Source organism: Microbulbifer sp. GL-2, from assembly GCF_007183175.1.
In the GTDB taxonomy this organism is placed as follows: domain Bacteria; phylum Pseudomonadota; class Gammaproteobacteria; order Pseudomonadales; family Cellvibrionaceae; genus Microbulbifer.
Genome location: NZ_AP019807.1, coordinates 609,652 through 626,366 on the forward strand (window position 1 = coordinate 609,652; position 16,715 = coordinate 626,366).

A 16,715-nucleotide genomic window follows, 5' to 3' on the forward strand; every position below is an offset into this window, starting at 1 on the left:
TCTATTCTGCAGTTGGTACGGCTTTAAACCCGGCGATAACACCATTGCCCAATAACTTCTGCAACAGCTCTACTCCAAAAGCGCGCAGGGAGTTTTTATCCACCTGAGGTAATTCAGCAGCAATTTGTGTCAACAGCTGCTCTCCCGTAGCTGCTTCTTCAGAAGCCAGCTGTAACAGGCGCGCAGTCACCGCATTAATTTCCATAAAATTCACCTCATCACTGCGATTGCGATACACCAGTAAGAAAGTGGGGTTCTCCCCGGGCTCCTTCGGCTGGAAAATTGGACCAATGCGGTGTACGGGGTAGCGATAGCTGAGACTCCAAACCAGAGGCGATACCACTGGCACAGAGTTCAGCACATCTCCCTCTCGGCTGAGATTTGCGGGAATTTCGGCAGTACTTACATCCAGTGCCAGTTCTACCCACTCGTAGTGAGCCAGCTCCAGTAAAAAAGAAGGATCTCCCTCCCTTTGTCCGCGCTCATTTTGCAAATAAGTCAGAAATTCCTCACTAATTTGCAGGAAGTAGGGGCTGGTAGAAGTATGGTGATGGACAAAGTCCCTTACCATTTCGTGCCAGGGCTCATCGCTATACAGGCTGCGCAACACTGGAAAGCCGCTGGCGATAAAAGACTCGATATTGTTGTAAATCAGGTCCCGGTAAATTGCCAGACGCCGCTCTTCAATTTTCGGAGGTGGTAAAAATTGATCTGGGGCACGCAAATGAGCAGCGAGATCCCTCTGCAGCCCCTGAAATTTATCGGTCTTATCGGCGACTGAGGACATAATTTTCTTCTACTTGATGACTGGCCTGAATGGTCTTGATATGTCCCACTTCTTCGAGCAATTGCGGCAGGGGGGGGATATTAAAATCCCGCTCAAGTAAAGTTGGCATTACGCCGTGAATTTCATAGGCCTTACTCAGTAACTCCCATACGGGATCAATTACCGGCGCGCCGTGGGTATCTACCTTCAGGTCATCAGCTTCATCATAATGCCCCGCCACATGCACATAGCGCATTCTCTCCGAAGGAAGTCCGCGCAGGAACTCCAGGGGGTCATAGCGGTGATTAATGGCGTTAACGTAAATATTGTTCACGTCTAACAGAAGATCACAGTCGGCCTCTTCCAGTACTGCGCTCAGGAAAGCCTGTTCACTCATTTCCTGGCCGGGCGCAGCGTAGTAGGAAACATTTTCCATGGCGATGCGTTGTTCCAACGCATCCTGCACAATTCGAATCCGCTCGGCGACATACATCACCGCTTCTTCAGTAAACGGAATCGGCAGTAAATCGTAGAGATGTCCGTGGTCGGAGCAATAGCTCAAGTGCTCGCTGTAATAGCGGATATTGTGCTCACGAATAAAATGCTTGATGGAGCCAATCAGGTCCATATCCAGCGGCTCTGGAGCCCCGATCGAGAGGGACAGGCCGTGAAGAATAAATGGGTAGCGTTCGGTAAACTCGCGAAACCAGCGTCCGTAACGCCCTCCGACACCAATCCAGTTCTCCGGCGCTACCTCAAAGAAATCCACCACTGCGGATGGCATCTCTTCTCCCATCATAGAGCGACGCAGTCCGAGACCGGCCCCCTCCACTGGATAATTTCGCACTACTCTGTGCCTCGTACGATTTTTTACTGAAGTAAATAACACGGGGCGGCGCCTTAACGCGATACCGCCCCGATCGTGTATGGCTTTAAATTATCCGCCACACTTACCTTCGCCGCACTTGCCTTCCTTTTTCTTACCTTCGCCGCACTTGCCTTCGCCGCATTTACCTTCTTTCTTCTTGCCTTCGCCGCATTTACCTTCGCCGCATTTACCTTCCTTCTTCTTGTCGTGGCCGCACTTGCCCTCTTTCTTCTTATCGTCGTGATCAGCCAGCGCCAAGTTGTAACCGGAAGTCAGTTCAGCGGCAGCAAACGGATTGGCTTCAGCAGTGGTTGCAGACACATTCATCGCAGCAGAGGCAATAAATGCCGCACCAACTGCAGCTGCTACCGGGGAAAGATGCTTCTTGTTCATAAGGGATCTCCTAATTAATACCCTGAGTAATAAAAAGTACCAAAGACTTTCTTTTCTCCCGCGCCAGTATAATGCTGCGGGATGGAAAACCGTCATCTGTTAAGACCAGTCAGCCTACGGTGAAATTCTCACACCGTTTCAAGCCTGTAGCCCACTCTCATAACATTTGTCGAGGCGGTCGCCAGAATATTACATAAAGAAACCAGTTTTTTTGTGATCCCATACCAATAGTGAGAATCAGCCAACAAGCCCCTTTTCCTCAATCTCCGCCCACGCCTTGTGCAGGCGCTTAGTGGATACGGGCATGAGTGTTTTCAGGGTCTGGGCAAACAGGGATACCCGGAACTCTTCCAGCATCCAACGGAACTCCCTTAGCGGAGCCTCTGCCGCCAGCTCTCTATTCGTATATTTGTCGACTTGGGCGCTATAGGGTTCTGCAGCCTTGTGGTACTCGGCCTGCAATTTTCGATCACGATTTGGGTCGAGCGCTGCTTTTTCCAGACGCAGGGCGATCGCCTTGAGGTATCGTCCATATTGACGCAACCACGCCAGGGGAGTATCGAACAGGAAGCCCCGATAGAAAAGACCCGCCAGTTGCTGCTGGATATCACCCACTGCCATGGCAACCGCCAGGTTTTTCTGCTGCTTGATCTGCTTTCGCAGAGGCACCAGCACAGCGAGCGCTTTGACCAACAGGTCAGCAATCTCCTGGGCCACCCCCACCAGATCGCCGTCATTTTCCAGGGCGGATAGGAAATTCGTCTCAGTGCGCGGCCAATCCTCCTTCGGCCAAAAGACTTCACGCACTGCGGCCATCAGAATGTCATCCACCACCTCATCGCGCCTGCCCAGGTCAGCCGCCGACAGCCCCAGCTCTTTACCACGCAACAACTCCTTGCGCAGATATTTCACCTTTTCAGGCAAATGCAACAAGGCCAGACGACAGATACCCGCCCGGCTTAAACGGCGCGCTTCAGCAGGGTTATCCAACAGTTTCAGCGAGACACTGTCCCTGGCCTCCAGCAATGCCGGGTAGGCCCGCACTTTGAGACCGCCCTGGTCGAGAATATGAGTTTGCGGCAGCTCGCCAAAGTCCCAGCCGGTAATACCTTCACGCTCAAAGCTATTACCTGCATCCGCCAGCCCCTGCTGCACCCGATCGCGGTAGCGCGCTTGCAATACTGGAAGATCACGATCCTGATCGAGCAGCTTGCCCCTTTCATCCAGTACCTGGATATTGAAGCGATAGTAATCCTCCAGGGATTGCTCGGCAGATTCCCAGACACTATCCGGTAACTGCTGGGCGGTCTGGCGCTGTAACTCCAGCGCCAACGACTGCCAAAGGGGGATATTGTCTGCGCGCAGTCTTGGCAGCGCCTTGTCTACCGCGGCAGGCACCGGCACGAAATGTTTGCGCCATTGCTTGGGTAGGGCTTTTACCAGGGCAATACACTTATCTCGCAATATGCCGGGGACCAGCCAGGACAGTCGCGCCGCCGGGACCTGATGCAAGGCTGCTACTGGCACTTGGATACTGACACCGTCATCCACACTACCGGGTTCAAAGTGATAGCTGAGCGGATAAACAATGCCCCCGGCTTGCAGTTCATCGGGGAATTGCGCTTCACCCACATGATCTGCAGTCTGCTGCATCAACAGGTCACGAGGAATAAATAATAGCTGTGGCTCACTGGATTCCACTTTTTTTCGCCAGTGCTCGAAACCGGCGAGATTGACAATATCCGCTGGAATTCGCTCTTCGAAAAATTGATAGACCACCTCATCATCCACAAGGATATCCCGGCGGCGGGACTTAGCTTCCAACTCCTCCAGAGATTTGAGCAGGTCTATATAATGCTTGTAGAAACGGCCCTTACCGCGGTAACGCTGCTCCACCAATGCCTGGCGAATAAAAACTTCACGCGCGGTTTGCGGGTCCAGCTTGCCGTAGGGGATACGACGCTTTTCCACCAGGACCAAACCATAGAGGGATACCTTCTCAAAGGCCATTACCTGGCCGGAACGGGTATCGTAATGGGGCTCAAAATAATTACGCTTAACCAGGTGTTGTGCTGCAGCCAAAATCCAATCCGGCTCTACCTTCGCCACCGTATGGGCGAATAAACGGCTGGTTTCCAGCAGCTGAGCTGCGGCTACCCAGCGCGGTGGCTTTTTGAACTGGCCAGAACCAGGGAAAATATGGAAGCGCCGATTGCGGCAACCATTAAACTCCTTATTTTCATCGCGCGCACCAATATTGCCGAGCAACCCCATAACAATGGCCCGGTGTACAGCCTCGTACTCCGCCGGCTCTTTATTTTCCTTTACTTCCAGATCGCGACAGGCCACCCGTAGTTGATGGTGAATATCCCTCCATTCACGCATACGCAACCAGGAAAGGAAGTTTTTCTGACACCACTTACGCAGTTGATTCTGGCTGAGTTCCTGGCGCTGGGCCTCGAAAGCGTCCCACAACTGCACAAAGGACAGAAAGTCCGATTGTTCGTGCTGCCACTGGCGGTGTTTTTCATCTGCTGCCTGGCGTTTTTCCGCTGGGCGTTCGCGTGGATCCTGCACTGCCAAAGCGGCGACAATAATCAATAATTCACGCGCGCTACCGTTGTCCGCCCCGGCTAGCAGCATACGGCTCAAACGCGGGTCCAGTGGCAGACGTGACAGGGCTCGGCCCAACTTGGTTACCCTACCCTGGCCATCGACTGCCTGTAATTCTTGCAACAGCTTGTAGCCATCATTAATCAGGCGCGGGTCGGGCGGGTCAACAAATGGGAATTCACGGATATCACCGATGCGCAGCTGCAACATCTGCAGGATAACTGCGGCCAGGTTTGTGCGCAGAATTTCCGCATCGGTAAATTCTGGGCGCTGGGCAAAATCACTCTCCTCATACAAGCGAACACAAACACCGGCACTGACCCGACCACAGCGGCCGGCACGCTGGTTGGCACTGGCCTGGGAAACCGGCTCCACCGGCAAGCGCTGGATCTTGCTTCGGTAACTGTATCGACTAATACGTGCAGTTCCAGGGTCAATCACATAGCGAATGCCCGGCACCGTGATAGAAGTTTCTGCCACATTGGTGGCAAGAACCACGCGACGGCCTTTGTGCCCGTGAAACACCTTAGCTTGCTCAGCCAGGCTAAGACGCGCATATAGCGGCAGCACTTCGAGTTGCGTGATCTGCGCATCTCTCAATGCCTTGGCACACTCGCGAATCTCCCGCTCACCGCTCATAAATACCAGTATGTCGCCGCCGCGGCGGCTACTGGACTTCTCTTCGTGCAGCAACTCCTCAACGGCAGTCACTACCTGCTCAGTAAGGTCTGCGTCACTGTCAGAGGATGGGCGATAGTGAGTATCCACCGGGTAGGTACGACCGGAAACTTCGATAATGGGCGCATTATCAAAATGCCGGGAAAACTTTTCCAAGTCGATGGTAGCGGAAGTGATGATCAACTTCAGATCCGGGCGCTTGGGCAGGACAGTTTTTAAATAGCCCAACAGGAAGTCGATATTGAGGCTGCGTTCATGAGCCTCATCGATAATCAGTGTGTCATATTTATTTAACAGCGGATCACGCTGGATTTCCGCCAGCAAAATACCGTCGGTCATCAGCTTCACATGGGTATGCTCAGTGCTGTGATCGGTGAAACGTACCTGGTAACCAACCGATTCACCCAGCGGTTGCTGCAGCTCCTCGGCAATACGATTAGCCACGGTGCGCGCAGCGATCCTGCGCGGCTGAGTGTGACCTATTTGACCGTAAATGCCGCGTCCCAGAGACAGACAGATTTTGGGCAACTGGGTGGTTTTACCTGAGCCGGTCTCTCCGGCGACCACTACAACCTGGTTCTTTTCAATCAGCTCAGCTATTTCTTCACGCCGCGCTACCACTGGCAGTGTTTCCGGCCATTGCACCTCGGGCAGTTTACGCCTCCGGGCCTCTACCAGAGCCTCGGAGCCCTGCAACTGTTGCTGGAGCTGGGTCAGTATACGGTCCACCGGCTTCCCCTCTTTTTGGCGCCGGCGCACATTCTTGATGGTTCTGCGCAGAGCATAGCGATCGCGTCCCATACAGACGGAGATACGGGCCTGCAGCTCACCCAGTGTTTTTTCTGCTTCGGTGTGACTCATGATTCGTACAGAAGTGGCAAACGCGGGATTATACCCCCAGTTCGCAACCGTGCTGAAAATCACTTGGTGGCGCTCAACTATACTGGAGCGGATATAGGTCATTTTAGAAGCACTATCAAGCCTCCGGGTCACACCTTGCGAGCAGTACTATGCAAGAGATCAAACCCAAGCCTCCCGCCAGCGCCGGCCAGCTGTTTGGCCACCCCAAAGGGCTGTTCCTGCTGTTTGGTACCGAGATGTGGGAACGCCTCAGCTACTACGGTATGCGCGGAATTTTCGTCTTTTATCTGACCTCCACTGCTACCGCGGCAGTATTCGGCTGGGAGCAGCTCTCAGACACCGAGTTACAATCTAAAGCACTTAGCTATCTGGGCTGGTACGCGATGCTGGTCTACCTGACTCCGATTATCGGCGGTTGGATGGCCGATAATCGTTGGGGACAACGCCGCTGCATTATGTTTGGCGGCACTCTGATGATGCTGGGGCAGTTCGCCCTCGGCTTTCCCCACGCCTGGCTACCCAATGGCAGTGAGATTTACATGCTGTGGCTGGGGTTAGCCCTGCTGATTATCGGCAACGGTTTTTTCAAACCGAATATTTCCACCATGGTCGGAGACCTTTACGAAGAGGGAGACCATCGCCGCGATACGGCATTTACCATTTTTTATATGGGTATTAATCTGGGCTCCATCCTCGGTTACCTGGTCGTAGGCTGGATTGGGGAGAAAGTTGACTACCAGCTGGCTTTTTTCGTTGCCGGCCTCGGTATGCTGGCAGGGCTAATACTGCAATTAACCCAGGCCAAGCGTTACCTTGGTAAAATCGGAGTAGAACCCTCTGCCCACCTGGAACTCAAAAATCAGGAAAGAGAAGAGACAGCCAAGCACCGCCCCCTCACTCAGGAAGAGCGCGATCGCATAAAAGTAATACTGGTACTTGGTGTCTTTATCGTGATCTTCTGGGCCGGCTTTGAGCAGGCTGCGGGTTCCATGAATCTCTTTGCCAAGTACCGCACCGATCTGAACGTATTTGGTTGGGAAATCCCCGCCAGCTGGCTTCAGATGGTAAATCCACTCTTCATAATCATTCTCGCACCTATTATGGCCAGTATCTGGGTGGGCATGGGTGACAGGGAGCCCAGCTCGCCGGCCAAGTTCAGCCTGGGCCTCGTATTCCTCGGCATCGGTTTCCTCTCCATGTGCGGTGCGGCATTGCAAATCGGCGACTCCGAAACCATAAAAGCGAGTATATGGTGGCTGGTATTTGCTTATATATTCCACACCATCGGCGAGCTGTGCCTGTCACCAATTGGGCTCTCGGTAGTCACCAAATTATCACCCCTGCGCTATTTATCCTTGATGATGGGTCTATGGTTTGCCTTTATCGGCATTGCTAACAAGGGTGCCGCAGAAATTGGCAAACTGGTAGGGGTTTCCGGTCCCTTGGCCACTTTTGGCGGTGTGGCCCTGGCCGCAATCATTGCGGGGATTATTCTGTATTTTATCCGTGAGAAACTGGTGGATTGGATGCATGGTGCGGAAAAAGTTAACATTACGGTGGGAGAAACCACCAAGGAGGAACTAAGTATCACCGCCGATCACGACGGTGTACCGCCAAAGCATTTCAGCGGTAATGACAAGTAGGAAAATTTTCAGGCAGGCAATCAATGACCGCCCGAAGTGATTTTGTAAAAAGAGTATCCGCGTAGATTTAGCGTCCTTTAACCAGGTAGGCAATGGCTTTGTCCAGCCCTTCCAGGGTCATTGGATACATATGCTCATCCACCAGGCGCTGCGTCATCCCAATACTGGGCGTGTACTGCCAGTATTCCTCACCTACCGGATTTAACCAGATTAAATTATTGTAGGTTTCGGTGACTCGCTCCATCCAGGCGGCGCCAGGCTCCTCATTCATGTGCTCGACACTGCCGTAACGGCTGGTAATTTCATAAGGCGCCATAGAGGCATCCCCGACAAAGATTACTTTGTAGTCCTTCGCATAGGTGCGCAAAATCTCCAGCAACGGCATATTTTCATTAAAGCGGCGCTGGTTGTCTTTCCACACATGTTCGTAGACAAAATTGTGGAAATAAAAGTACTCCAGATGCTTGAACTCAGAACGGCATGCAGAAAACAACTCTTCACAGATTCGCACATAAGGGTCCATTGAGCCCCCCACATCGAAAAAGATCAGCACCTTTATCGCATTGTGCCGCTCCGGCACCATCTGGATATCCAACAAACCTGCATTACGTGCAGTAGAAGAAATTGTATTATCCAGGTCTAACTCTTCTGCAGCACCGGTACGGGCAAACTTACGCAGCTTGCGCAGGGCAACCTGAATATTACGGGTGCCCAAGCTGATGCTGTCATCCAGGTTCTTAAACTGGCGCTTCTCCCATACTTTTGACGCGGAACGATTACGCCCTTTGCCGCCGACCCGGATTCCACCCGGATGATAACCACTGTTACCGAAGGGGCTGGTACCACCGGTACCGATCCAGCGGTTGCCGCCGCTATGGCGCTTCTTCTGCTCCTCTAAGCGTTTCTTGAACTCCTCCAGCAGTTTTTCCAATCCACCAAGACTTTGGACTTTCGCCTTTTCTTCTTCGGTGAGCTGTTTCAGAAATTCTGCCCTGAGCCAGTCCTCAGGAATCATTTGCTCGACAATATCATCCAGCGTTTCCAGGTCTTTGAAATAAGACTCGAAAGCGCGATCGAACTTATCGAAATGTTTCTCATCTTTCACTAGGCAGACCCTCGCCAGGAAGTAAAACTCCTCCAGGTCTGCAAACACCAAGCGCTGTTGCAATGCTTCGAGCAGTGCCAGCAGCTCGGTAATGGATACCGGCAATTTATAGCGGCGTAAATTTAGAAAAAAGCCAATCAGCATAGTAATTCGCAGTCAGCACAAGAAAAAAGACACACGGCCTAGCCAGGTGGTAAACCTTCAGGGAGATAACTTTTTCTCCCTGAAGTAACACAACCGGCCCATCAACGATTGTCGCGACGCGCCATAAATGCAAGACGTTCTAACATATGGACGTCCTGTTCATTTTTCAGCAGGGCTCCATAAAGAGGTGGAATTGCACTGCTATTATCACGGTTTTTCAATACCTCCTCAGGAATATCATCTGCCATCAGCAACTTGAGCCAGTCGATTAATTCTGAGGTGGAGGGCTTTTTCTTCAAGCCGGGAACTTCGCGTAACTGGAAGAAAATATCCATGGCCTCTGCCACCATCTGCCCCTTGATGTCCGGGTAATGCACATCGACGATTTTGCGCATGGTGTCGCGGTCGGGGAAACTGATGTAATGGAAAAAGCAGCGGCGCAGGAAGGCATCAGGCAGTTCTTTTTCATTATTGGAAGTAATAATAACGATGGGGCGGTGCTTGGCTTTGATGGTTTCGCCAGTTTCGTAGACAAAGAACTCCATGCGATCCAGCTCTACCAGCAGGTCGTTGGGGAACTCGATATCCGCCTTGTCGATCTCATCGATAAGTAATACCACGCGCTCCTCTGCCGCAAAGGCCTCCCACAGCTTGCCGCGCTTGATGTAATTACCGATATCGTGAACTTTATCCACCCCCAACTGGGAATCTCGAAGGCGCGATACGGCATCGTATTCGTACAAGCCCTGCTGCGCTTTGGTGGTGGACTTAATATGCCACTGAATCAGCTGCATGCCGAGACTCTGTGCAACCTGCTCAGCAAGCAGTGTCTTGCCGGTGCCCGGCTCACCCTTGATCAACAGGGGGCGCTGCAGGGTGGCTGCCGCGTTGACCGCCATCTGCAGATCTTCAGTCGCTACATAGCTGTCAGTACCGGTAAATTTCATGACTACTCCAATCCTGTATTCGCCGCTATCTATCTGATTTAGCGAATGATAATTGATCAACGGGGTTGGAGGCGAGGCGGGAACGATCAAATTGGATGACCAGCCCGAGTAGGTTGAAGAAGTACGTATGGGGTAGGAATCAAGCCACCTGGGTACTCCGGCGATGCACAACCTGCCGCCCCTTACCTGTGATATACCAGCGGATGCCCAAGTGGCTGTGGATCTTACCTACCATCTCCAACACAAGCAGGCTGTTCAGGGCGCGGGCAACGGAGTTGGTTTCCATACCACTGTCCTGCACCATCCCGGACAGAGAGCGGAACACACACTCGCCACTATTGAGCAGGTTGAGCACTTGCAGGGCATTCTCATCCAGCTTGCGAATCTGATTAAAGTCCAGTGCCGGTCCCTGCTCCAAATCACCCTCAATTTCATGTTCCAGCAATGGCATCATCTCAAGCTGCATAGTGCGCAACTCCTGTTCCAGGTTCTCAACCCTGGCGCGGGCGATGCTGGCATCACGAAGTTGGCGGCGGGCGGCATTAAATACAAACATTCGTGAGGCAATAGCGGCCAGCAAGCAGTAGCCAGTGAAAATCAAAAGGCGCGATGGGTCCCCCTGAATCTCAATCAACAGGTCACTTTGAGTAAACTTCAGGAAAATGGGCACCATCAAGGCACCGCACAGCCCCATGATCAAGCAACGTGCGAGGCCGGCCGGGTCCTCTTCGGTAAACAGCATCTGATAGTAATTCACCAGCCCGCCAAGAATGCCCGAAACCAGCATTACCGCGGTGAGAATCAGCAGGTGGTCGAGCATCAGGGTTCCTCAGCCGTCAATGGCAGCCACCGCCAGCAGAATTAGGCGGAAAAAGTACACGTCAGGGGCACTTCTTCAATATTTTTCTGAAAATCCGACAACCGGACCCACTGACCAGTCGCCGGTGAAATGGACCTATAGATTTCTTGTGAGCTGCATTTCCAGAAATGGCTACGTCATTATTTGATATCAATAGTTCAATTATTCAGTATGGCCTTACGCCAAGCGTGGAAGCAGCCTAATAGATATAGCAGCTGTCACCGGCGAGAGAACCCCGGGACAAGGGATGTGGCGCCTTTGATCTATGGAAGGAGGTATTACACGGAGAACAAACTTGCGAAATCCGATAAAAGAATAAATATAAACAGGGCTAGTAGGTAGACAGACGCCTGCGCCTATTAGCCCATGAAACCAGTTACTAAGCGAAATGTGAGCGCTTTCGCGATTACTGCTCGTTGAAGTAAGGGTCATCATCGAAGCGACTGCGTCGATCGCGGCGATACCTAAACAGCAAAGCAACAATGCCCCAAACGACCATAACCGCTAATGCCCCCCCAGCGGAAAACACTAAATTTGCAGTTACTTCCGGTGCTGCACCATTTTCTTCAAATAGCATCTGGTATACAAAAAGAGGCAGCACAGGCATTGCCACCGAGTCGGCAACCGGTATTTTTACCGGCACCAGTAGCACTGCCGCGGAAACCAGTAACAGAGTTCGGCGCAACCAACTCCAGCGCCAGTTTCGCATAAACCACCAGCCGGCCAGTAACACCACCAGGGTTGAAGCTGCATACACCATCCAGGCAAGTTGAAAATCTTCTGACATTTATTTTCTTCTCTAATTTTCCATCGCCCTCGACAGGATATTCGACGGCATCCCTTCAACCAGCATCCACCCAGGTGACAATATGCTCCTCCATATCATCCGGATGTACTAGCTCCTCACTCACTACACTGCCACGTACTGACATACCAGCCAGGTGGACAGATTCAACATCCCCACTAATCAAGGGGTGCCATTCCGGCAGCGGGCGCCCCTCGGAGAGACAGCGGTAAGCACAAGTACGCGGCAGCCAGCTGAACTCAGGAATATCCTCCACCTGAAGCTGTATACAGTCAGGCACCAGCGCTTTGCGTTGGCTGTACTGGCTACAGCGGCAGGAGTGGGTATCAAGCAGGCGGCAGGCAACATTGGTACTGTATACCTCACCGGACTCTTCATCTTCCAGACTGTGCAAACAGCAGCGTCCACAGCCGTCGCAGAGAGCTTCCCACTCGGAAGTACTCATCTGCGTTAGTGTCTTGCGCCGCCAAAAGGGCTTTTGAGCCATTTTCTGCCTCAGCGCTGCAGCTTGCTGTTCTTCAATGCGATTTCACTCATTTCAGAGTCGGCTACTGGCGGCATCTGTAAATAGTAACCGCGCACACGCAGTTCCTGCAGGACCTTGTCAGCACTTGCACGCGCCAGCTTACGCTCTGGTGTCACCAACATGGTGGTCAGGTGCTGGGGACTGCCAAATAATTCCAATAAATTTTCCGGTACCCGTGCGGTCCCTTCGCGCTTGTCCACGTACAGGTACATTTCCTCTTTATTAGGACTGCGATAAATATCACATACAACTTTCATTTTATTTCCTCATTGCGCAGATGTCGCAGTGCATCAAGCAAGGGTTCGCCAACTACTTTTGCCCGCCAACCACATAGCCGCCCCTGCAGCTTGGGACTAGTAGCCTGTACCAAGGCCTCCAGCTCTTTCTTGCGAATGAGAATTTCAGCTGGCAGGCCCTCGCGTTCTGCGATGGCACTGAGATGCTGGCGCAATTGTTTCAACACTTCGCCCTGCTGGCGGTTAAGTGGTTGCGGCAGTCGCGCAGGCATATCGCTGCGCTGCACAGCACGGGAAATCACCTGCAACAGATTATCCCCGTGCTCCCTGAGTGCGCGCCCTTCAAAGCCTGCCTGGCTCAGCCCCCCTTTGTGCCGTGGCAACTGCTGGGCCAGGGTCATACAAATATTTTCCTTGAGCAGGTGGTTGCGCGGTATATCGAGTACACGCGCCTCACGCTCACGCCAGGCGCAGAGGTCCTGTAAGGCCGCCAACTGCGTACCACGCAAACGCCAAGCGCCTTTTACTTTCTGGTAATAAAGTTCCGGCACCTGTGGTCCGCGCGCTGCAGTTACAATGGCCGCGCAGTCTTCCTGCAACCATTCCTCGCGCCCACACTCCTGCAGGCGCTTTAGCAAGACTCCATAAAGTAATGGCAGCCAGGCAACATCAAGGGCTGCATAGTTTTTTTGCGCCTCACTGAGGGGGCGCTGCAACCAGTCGGAGCGGGTCTCACTTTTTGGTAACTCCATGCTCAACAGCTCACGTACTGTGGCTGCATACCCCAAACCGGCACCCATGCCATTTAAAGCAGCGGCAATCTGGGTATCGAAAATTGGCTCTGGGACTGCCCCCAGCAGGCGCTCAAGGGTTTCCAGATCCTCACTGCAACTGTGCATGATCTTGGTGACAGCCGTATCCAGCAATAGGTCGCGCAGGGGTTGAAGATCCTCAATCGCAAGATTATCGATCAGGTAGCAATGCTTACCATCGCCCACCTGTACCAGGGCTGGCTGTGGATAAAAAGTGCGACTGCGCATAAATTCGGTATCCAGCGCTACTGCGCGCTGCTGGCGCCACTCAGAGCACAGGGCAGCCAACTGCTCGCTGGTATCCACCCAGCGTGGAGTGGTATCTATCTCGACCATCGGTATCACTCGGCAGGCGGGAAAAAAGAAATGCGACTGTTAAAGGCATGAGCCAGGGTACCGCCATCGATATATTCCAGCTCCCCACCGATGGGGACACCATGGGCAATACGGCTTACGGCAACACCATGCACCCTGGCTCGCTCGGCGATATATTGGGCCGTCGCCTCTCCCTCGACTGTCGGGTTGGTAGCCACAATCAATTCTTGCAGGGGTTCACTGGCGAGCCGTTGCTCCAACAGCTCAACTCCCAAGTCTGCAGGCCCAACACCATCAATCGGGGAAAGATGACCGTGCAGCACGAAGTAGCGGCCATGGTAATTACCGGCCTGCTCTATCGCCAGGACATCCGCAGGAGTCTCTACCACACACAGAGAGTCCTGCTCGCGGCGATTGTTATCACACAACGCACAAATGGGTTCTTCGGTCAGCGTGCGGCACTGATTACAGCGACCAACCTTTTCCACAGCTTGGGACAGACTCTGAGCCAACAGCACTGCTGCATCGCGATCTTTTTCCAGCAGGTACATCGCCATGCGCTGTGCCGACTTGGGGCCCACACTTGGCAGGCAGCGCAACGCGCGGATCAGTTCTTCGATCAGGGGACTAAACATAAAACTCTATTTCGATTCGGTGCCCGCCTTTTAGAACGGGAATTTAAAGCCTTCGGGCAGATTGACACCCGAAGCGAGGTCTCCCACCTGCTGCTTTTGCAGCGCCTGGGCCTTTTCCTCTGCTCTGCGTACCGCATCGTTCACAGCAGCCGCCAGCAAGTCCTCAAGCATTTCCTTATCCTCAGTGAGCAGGGACGGATCAATTTCGACTGAAGTTACGTCGTGACGACCATTCATTGTAACTTTGACCATACCCGCACCAGACTCACCACATACACGCAGGTCACTTAATTCCTGCTGCAACTTTTGCATTTTTTCCTGCATGTCGGCCTGCATTTTCTGGGCCTGCTGCATCAAATCGCCCAAACCTTTCATAAATAACCTCTATTCCTGTTTTGTGACCGCCCGGATGAAAATCAGGCATCCAAATATGTATTAATCCGTTTCGACCAGGGACTCGACAGAGCCCGGTTGCAACTCCGCATTAAACTCGACTACTAATTCCTGAACCACGGGGTCGGTAGTTAACGCTTCGCGAGCGGCGGTAAGTCGCGCCTCGCGAGTCGCCGCTGCCAGGCGTGCCGGTGTACCGCCTTGCACCAGCCCAACCTGGATCTGTGCCACCACCGGTTGCTGGAAAAAATCTCCCAGCAGATCTCCCAAGCGCCTCTGGTGCACATCGTCATAAAGGCTGCTGTAGGACTCATCCAAGGTAAAGGAAAGTATATTGTCCTGGCGCCCTACAAGCTCAAGGTGCTGGGCGATAGAGTGCAATATCCCGCTGATTCCCAGCTGCCGGTACAGTACCGGCCAGCTGCCAGAAGTAAGTGCATCGAAGCGCGCTTTCGGCGTATTTGTGGCTTCTGTAGTTACCGGTTGCCTCTGCGGTTCCGGCGATACAACAGATGGTAGTGGAGACAATTCCACTTCCGCTACACGCTGACGGAGTTCAGCTAAAACATCTTCGCGTCGACCTGGCGACGGTATTGCAGCAGCCTGCTCTTCTCCAGCAACCTCAGCAGGTTGGAGATCCTGCTCTGCCTGGCAGGCCATTGAGATAGGCTCGCTTTTCGAATAATTCTCGCTCGACCCTGTCGAGTGTACAGATTCCCCTACAGCCTCTATTACCGCTCCTTCATCTGCCGGAGCCGGTTGAACCTTCACCTCCGGCTCGGGCACTACCGCAACGGCCTCAGGCCTCTGCGGGGCCAGTTCAGACTTTTTTTCCGCGGTAACCCCCTGCGCCGCCGGAGGGGTGATAGATTGGGTTTCCATCGATACTGGGGCAGACTGCCCCTCCGCTGTAGCCCCTGGCAACTCTGCCTTGGGAATATCCGCTACCCCCTGCGGGCGAAATGCCAGCATACGTAGCAGGGCCATTTCGAAGCCGCTACGCGGGTCCGGGGCCAATGGTAGGTCTCGACGGGCATGCAGTGCCATCTGGTAATAGAGTTGTAAATTTTCCGGGGCTATCTGTGCGGCGAGTGCCTGCAGCCGCTCTCTATCCCCCAGCGCGTTATCTATCGATTGGGGCAACACCTGGACAACCGCCAGGCGGTGCAGGTTATCTGCCAGCTCTGCCAGAGCGGCGCTGTAGTCCGGTGCCTGTTGGGAAAGCTCCGCAACCACGGCAAATATCGCTACTGCATCCACATCAGCCAGGGCTTGCAATAGCTTCCACACCAGCCCGGTATCAATACTGCCGAGCATGCCACGCACCTCGGCCTCACTGATTTTGCCCGCCCCAAAGGCGATCGCCTGGTCTGTGAGGCTCATGCCATCACGCATACTGCCATCGGCAGCGCGCCCGAGATGCCAGAGGGCGCCCTCTTCGAAAGGTACCTGCTCCTGCTCCAAAACAAAGCGCAGATGCTCAACAACCCGCTCGGGGCTCATGTTCTTTAGTTTAAATTGCAGGCAGCGGGATAGCACCGTAACTGGCAGCTTTTGTGGATCTGTAGTGGCCAGCAGGAACTTCACATGAGGTGGTGGCTCCTCCAAGGTCTTCAATAAGGCGTTGAAGGAACTGTTGGAGAGCATGTGGACTTCGTCGATCAGGTAGACCTTGTACCGTCCCCTTGTCGGCGCGTACTGAACATTCTCCAGTAGCTCGCGGGTATCCTCCACCTTGGTGCGCGATGCCGCATCCACTTCAATTAAATCGACAAAACGGCCATCCGCAATCTCTGTACAGGTCGCACACTGACCGCAAGGCTCAGAGCTGACACCTTCTTCACAGTTGAGGCACTTGGCCAGAATCCGCGCTATGGTGGTTTTGCCCACTCCCCGGGTACCGGCGAACAGATAGGCGTGATGCAAACGGCCATTGTCCAGGGCATTGATGAGCGCCTGGAGTACATGCTCCTGCCCCACCATCTCCCGAAACAGCCGCGGGCGCCATTTACGTGCCAGTACTTGATAGCTCATCCAGTCTCCGGTGCTCGGCACACCTCAGCAAAATCAATTCTCGTGCGCCACTGCGCGGGCGCCATTATACCGGCATAGGCGC

Annotated in this window: 15 protein-coding genes; 1 reads left to right on the forward strand and 14 read right to left on the reverse strand. The window is 53.4% G+C overall.

Annotated features, from left to right (window positions below; all coding sequences use genetic code 11):
* Position 1 precedes the first annotated feature (1 nt).
* The 4 genes from GL2_RS02765 to hrpA form a co-directional block, all read right to left on the reverse strand.
* Positions 2 to 787, reverse strand: a complete 786-nt coding sequence (locus GL2_RS02765) for a DUF2063 domain-containing protein (RefSeq protein ID WP_143729195.1) — start codon at positions 785 to 787, stop codon at positions 2 to 4.
* Positions 768 to 1,565, reverse strand: coding sequence for a DUF692 domain-containing protein (locus GL2_RS02770; protein WP_232053870.1), 798 nt, complete (start codon positions 1,563 to 1,565; stop codon positions 768 to 770). The genes GL2_RS02765 and GL2_RS02770 overlap by 20 nt, the downstream gene beginning before the upstream one ends.
* Before the next feature lie 138 nt (positions 1,566 to 1,703).
* Positions 1,704 to 2,027: a hypothetical protein gene (locus GL2_RS02775; protein WP_143729197.1), complete on the reverse strand. Its 324-nt coding sequence runs from the start codon at positions 2,025 to 2,027 to the stop codon at positions 1,704 to 1,706.
* 237 nt (positions 2,028 to 2,264) lie between these two features.
* Positions 2,265 to 6,179, reverse strand: coding sequence for an ATP-dependent RNA helicase HrpA (gene hrpA / locus GL2_RS02780; protein WP_143732768.1), 3,915 nt, complete (start codon positions 6,177 to 6,179; stop codon positions 2,265 to 2,267).
* 149 nt (positions 6,180 to 6,328) lie between these two features.
* Here hrpA and GL2_RS02785 point away from each other — a divergent pair, with 149 nt between their 5' ends.
* Positions 6,329 to 7,822 carry a peptide MFS transporter gene (locus tag GL2_RS02785; protein ID WP_143729198.1) on the forward strand — a complete coding sequence of 498 codons (1,494 nt, stop codon included), beginning with the start codon at positions 6,329 to 6,331 and terminating at the stop codon, positions 7,820 to 7,822.
* Between the two features lie 67 nt (positions 7,823 to 7,889).
* Here the strand turns inward: GL2_RS02785 and GL2_RS02790 are convergent, their stop codons facing one another.
* From GL2_RS02790 to dnaX, 10 genes are all read right to left on the reverse strand, one after another.
* Complete coding sequence (locus GL2_RS02790) at positions 7,890 to 9,071, reverse strand: VWA domain-containing protein (RefSeq protein WP_143729199.1); 1,182 nt, start codon at positions 9,069 to 9,071, stop codon at positions 7,890 to 7,892.
* A gap of 101 nt (positions 9,072 to 9,172) precedes the next feature.
* Positions 9,173 to 10,018 (reverse strand): MoxR family ATPase, encoded by an 846-nt coding sequence (locus GL2_RS02795; RefSeq protein WP_143729200.1) that lies wholly within the window; start codon positions 10,016 to 10,018, stop codon positions 9,173 to 9,175.
* 139 nt (positions 10,019 to 10,157) lie between these two features.
* The gene (locus GL2_RS02800; RefSeq protein WP_143729201.1) at positions 10,158 to 10,838 is read right to left on the reverse strand and encodes a YEATS-associated helix-containing protein; all 681 of its coding nucleotides are present in this window, start codon (positions 10,836 to 10,838) and stop codon (positions 10,158 to 10,160) included.
* 445 nt (positions 10,839 to 11,283) lie between these two features.
* Positions 11,284 to 11,664, reverse strand: a complete 381-nt coding sequence (locus GL2_RS02805; RefSeq protein ID WP_232053746.1) for a hypothetical protein — start codon at positions 11,662 to 11,664, stop codon at positions 11,284 to 11,286.
* 55 nt (positions 11,665 to 11,719) lie between these two features.
* On the reverse strand, positions 11,720 to 12,169 hold the full coding sequence (locus GL2_RS02810) for a YcgN family cysteine cluster protein (protein ID WP_143729202.1): 450 nt from the start codon (positions 12,167 to 12,169) through the stop codon (positions 11,720 to 11,722).
* A gap of 8 nt (positions 12,170 to 12,177) precedes the next feature.
* Positions 12,178 to 12,465, reverse strand: coding sequence for a YcgL domain-containing protein (locus tag GL2_RS02815; protein ID WP_143729203.1), 288 nt, complete (start codon positions 12,463 to 12,465; stop codon positions 12,178 to 12,180).
* On the reverse strand, positions 12,462 to 13,592 hold the full coding sequence (gene rnd / locus GL2_RS02820; protein ID WP_143729204.1) for a ribonuclease D: 1,131 nt from the start codon (positions 13,590 to 13,592) through the stop codon (positions 12,462 to 12,464). The genes GL2_RS02815 and rnd overlap by 4 nt, the downstream gene beginning before the upstream one ends.
* Before the next feature lie 5 nt (positions 13,593 to 13,597).
* Positions 13,598 to 14,206, reverse strand: coding sequence for a recombination mediator RecR (gene recR / locus GL2_RS02825; RefSeq protein ID WP_143729205.1), 609 nt, complete (start codon positions 14,204 to 14,206; stop codon positions 13,598 to 13,600).
* A gap of 30 nt (positions 14,207 to 14,236) precedes the next feature.
* Positions 14,237 to 14,581 carry a YbaB/EbfC family nucleoid-associated protein gene (locus tag GL2_RS02830; RefSeq protein ID WP_143729206.1) on the reverse strand — a complete coding sequence of 115 codons (345 nt, stop codon included), beginning with the start codon at positions 14,579 to 14,581 and terminating at the stop codon, positions 14,237 to 14,239.
* Positions 14,582 to 14,641: 60 nt separating this feature from the next.
* The gene (dnaX, locus tag GL2_RS02835) at positions 14,642 to 16,633 is read right to left on the reverse strand and encodes a DNA polymerase III subunit gamma/tau (RefSeq protein WP_143729207.1); all 1,992 of its coding nucleotides are present in this window, start codon (positions 16,631 to 16,633) and stop codon (positions 14,642 to 14,644) included.
* Between the last annotated feature and the right edge of the window lie 82 nt (positions 16,634 to 16,715).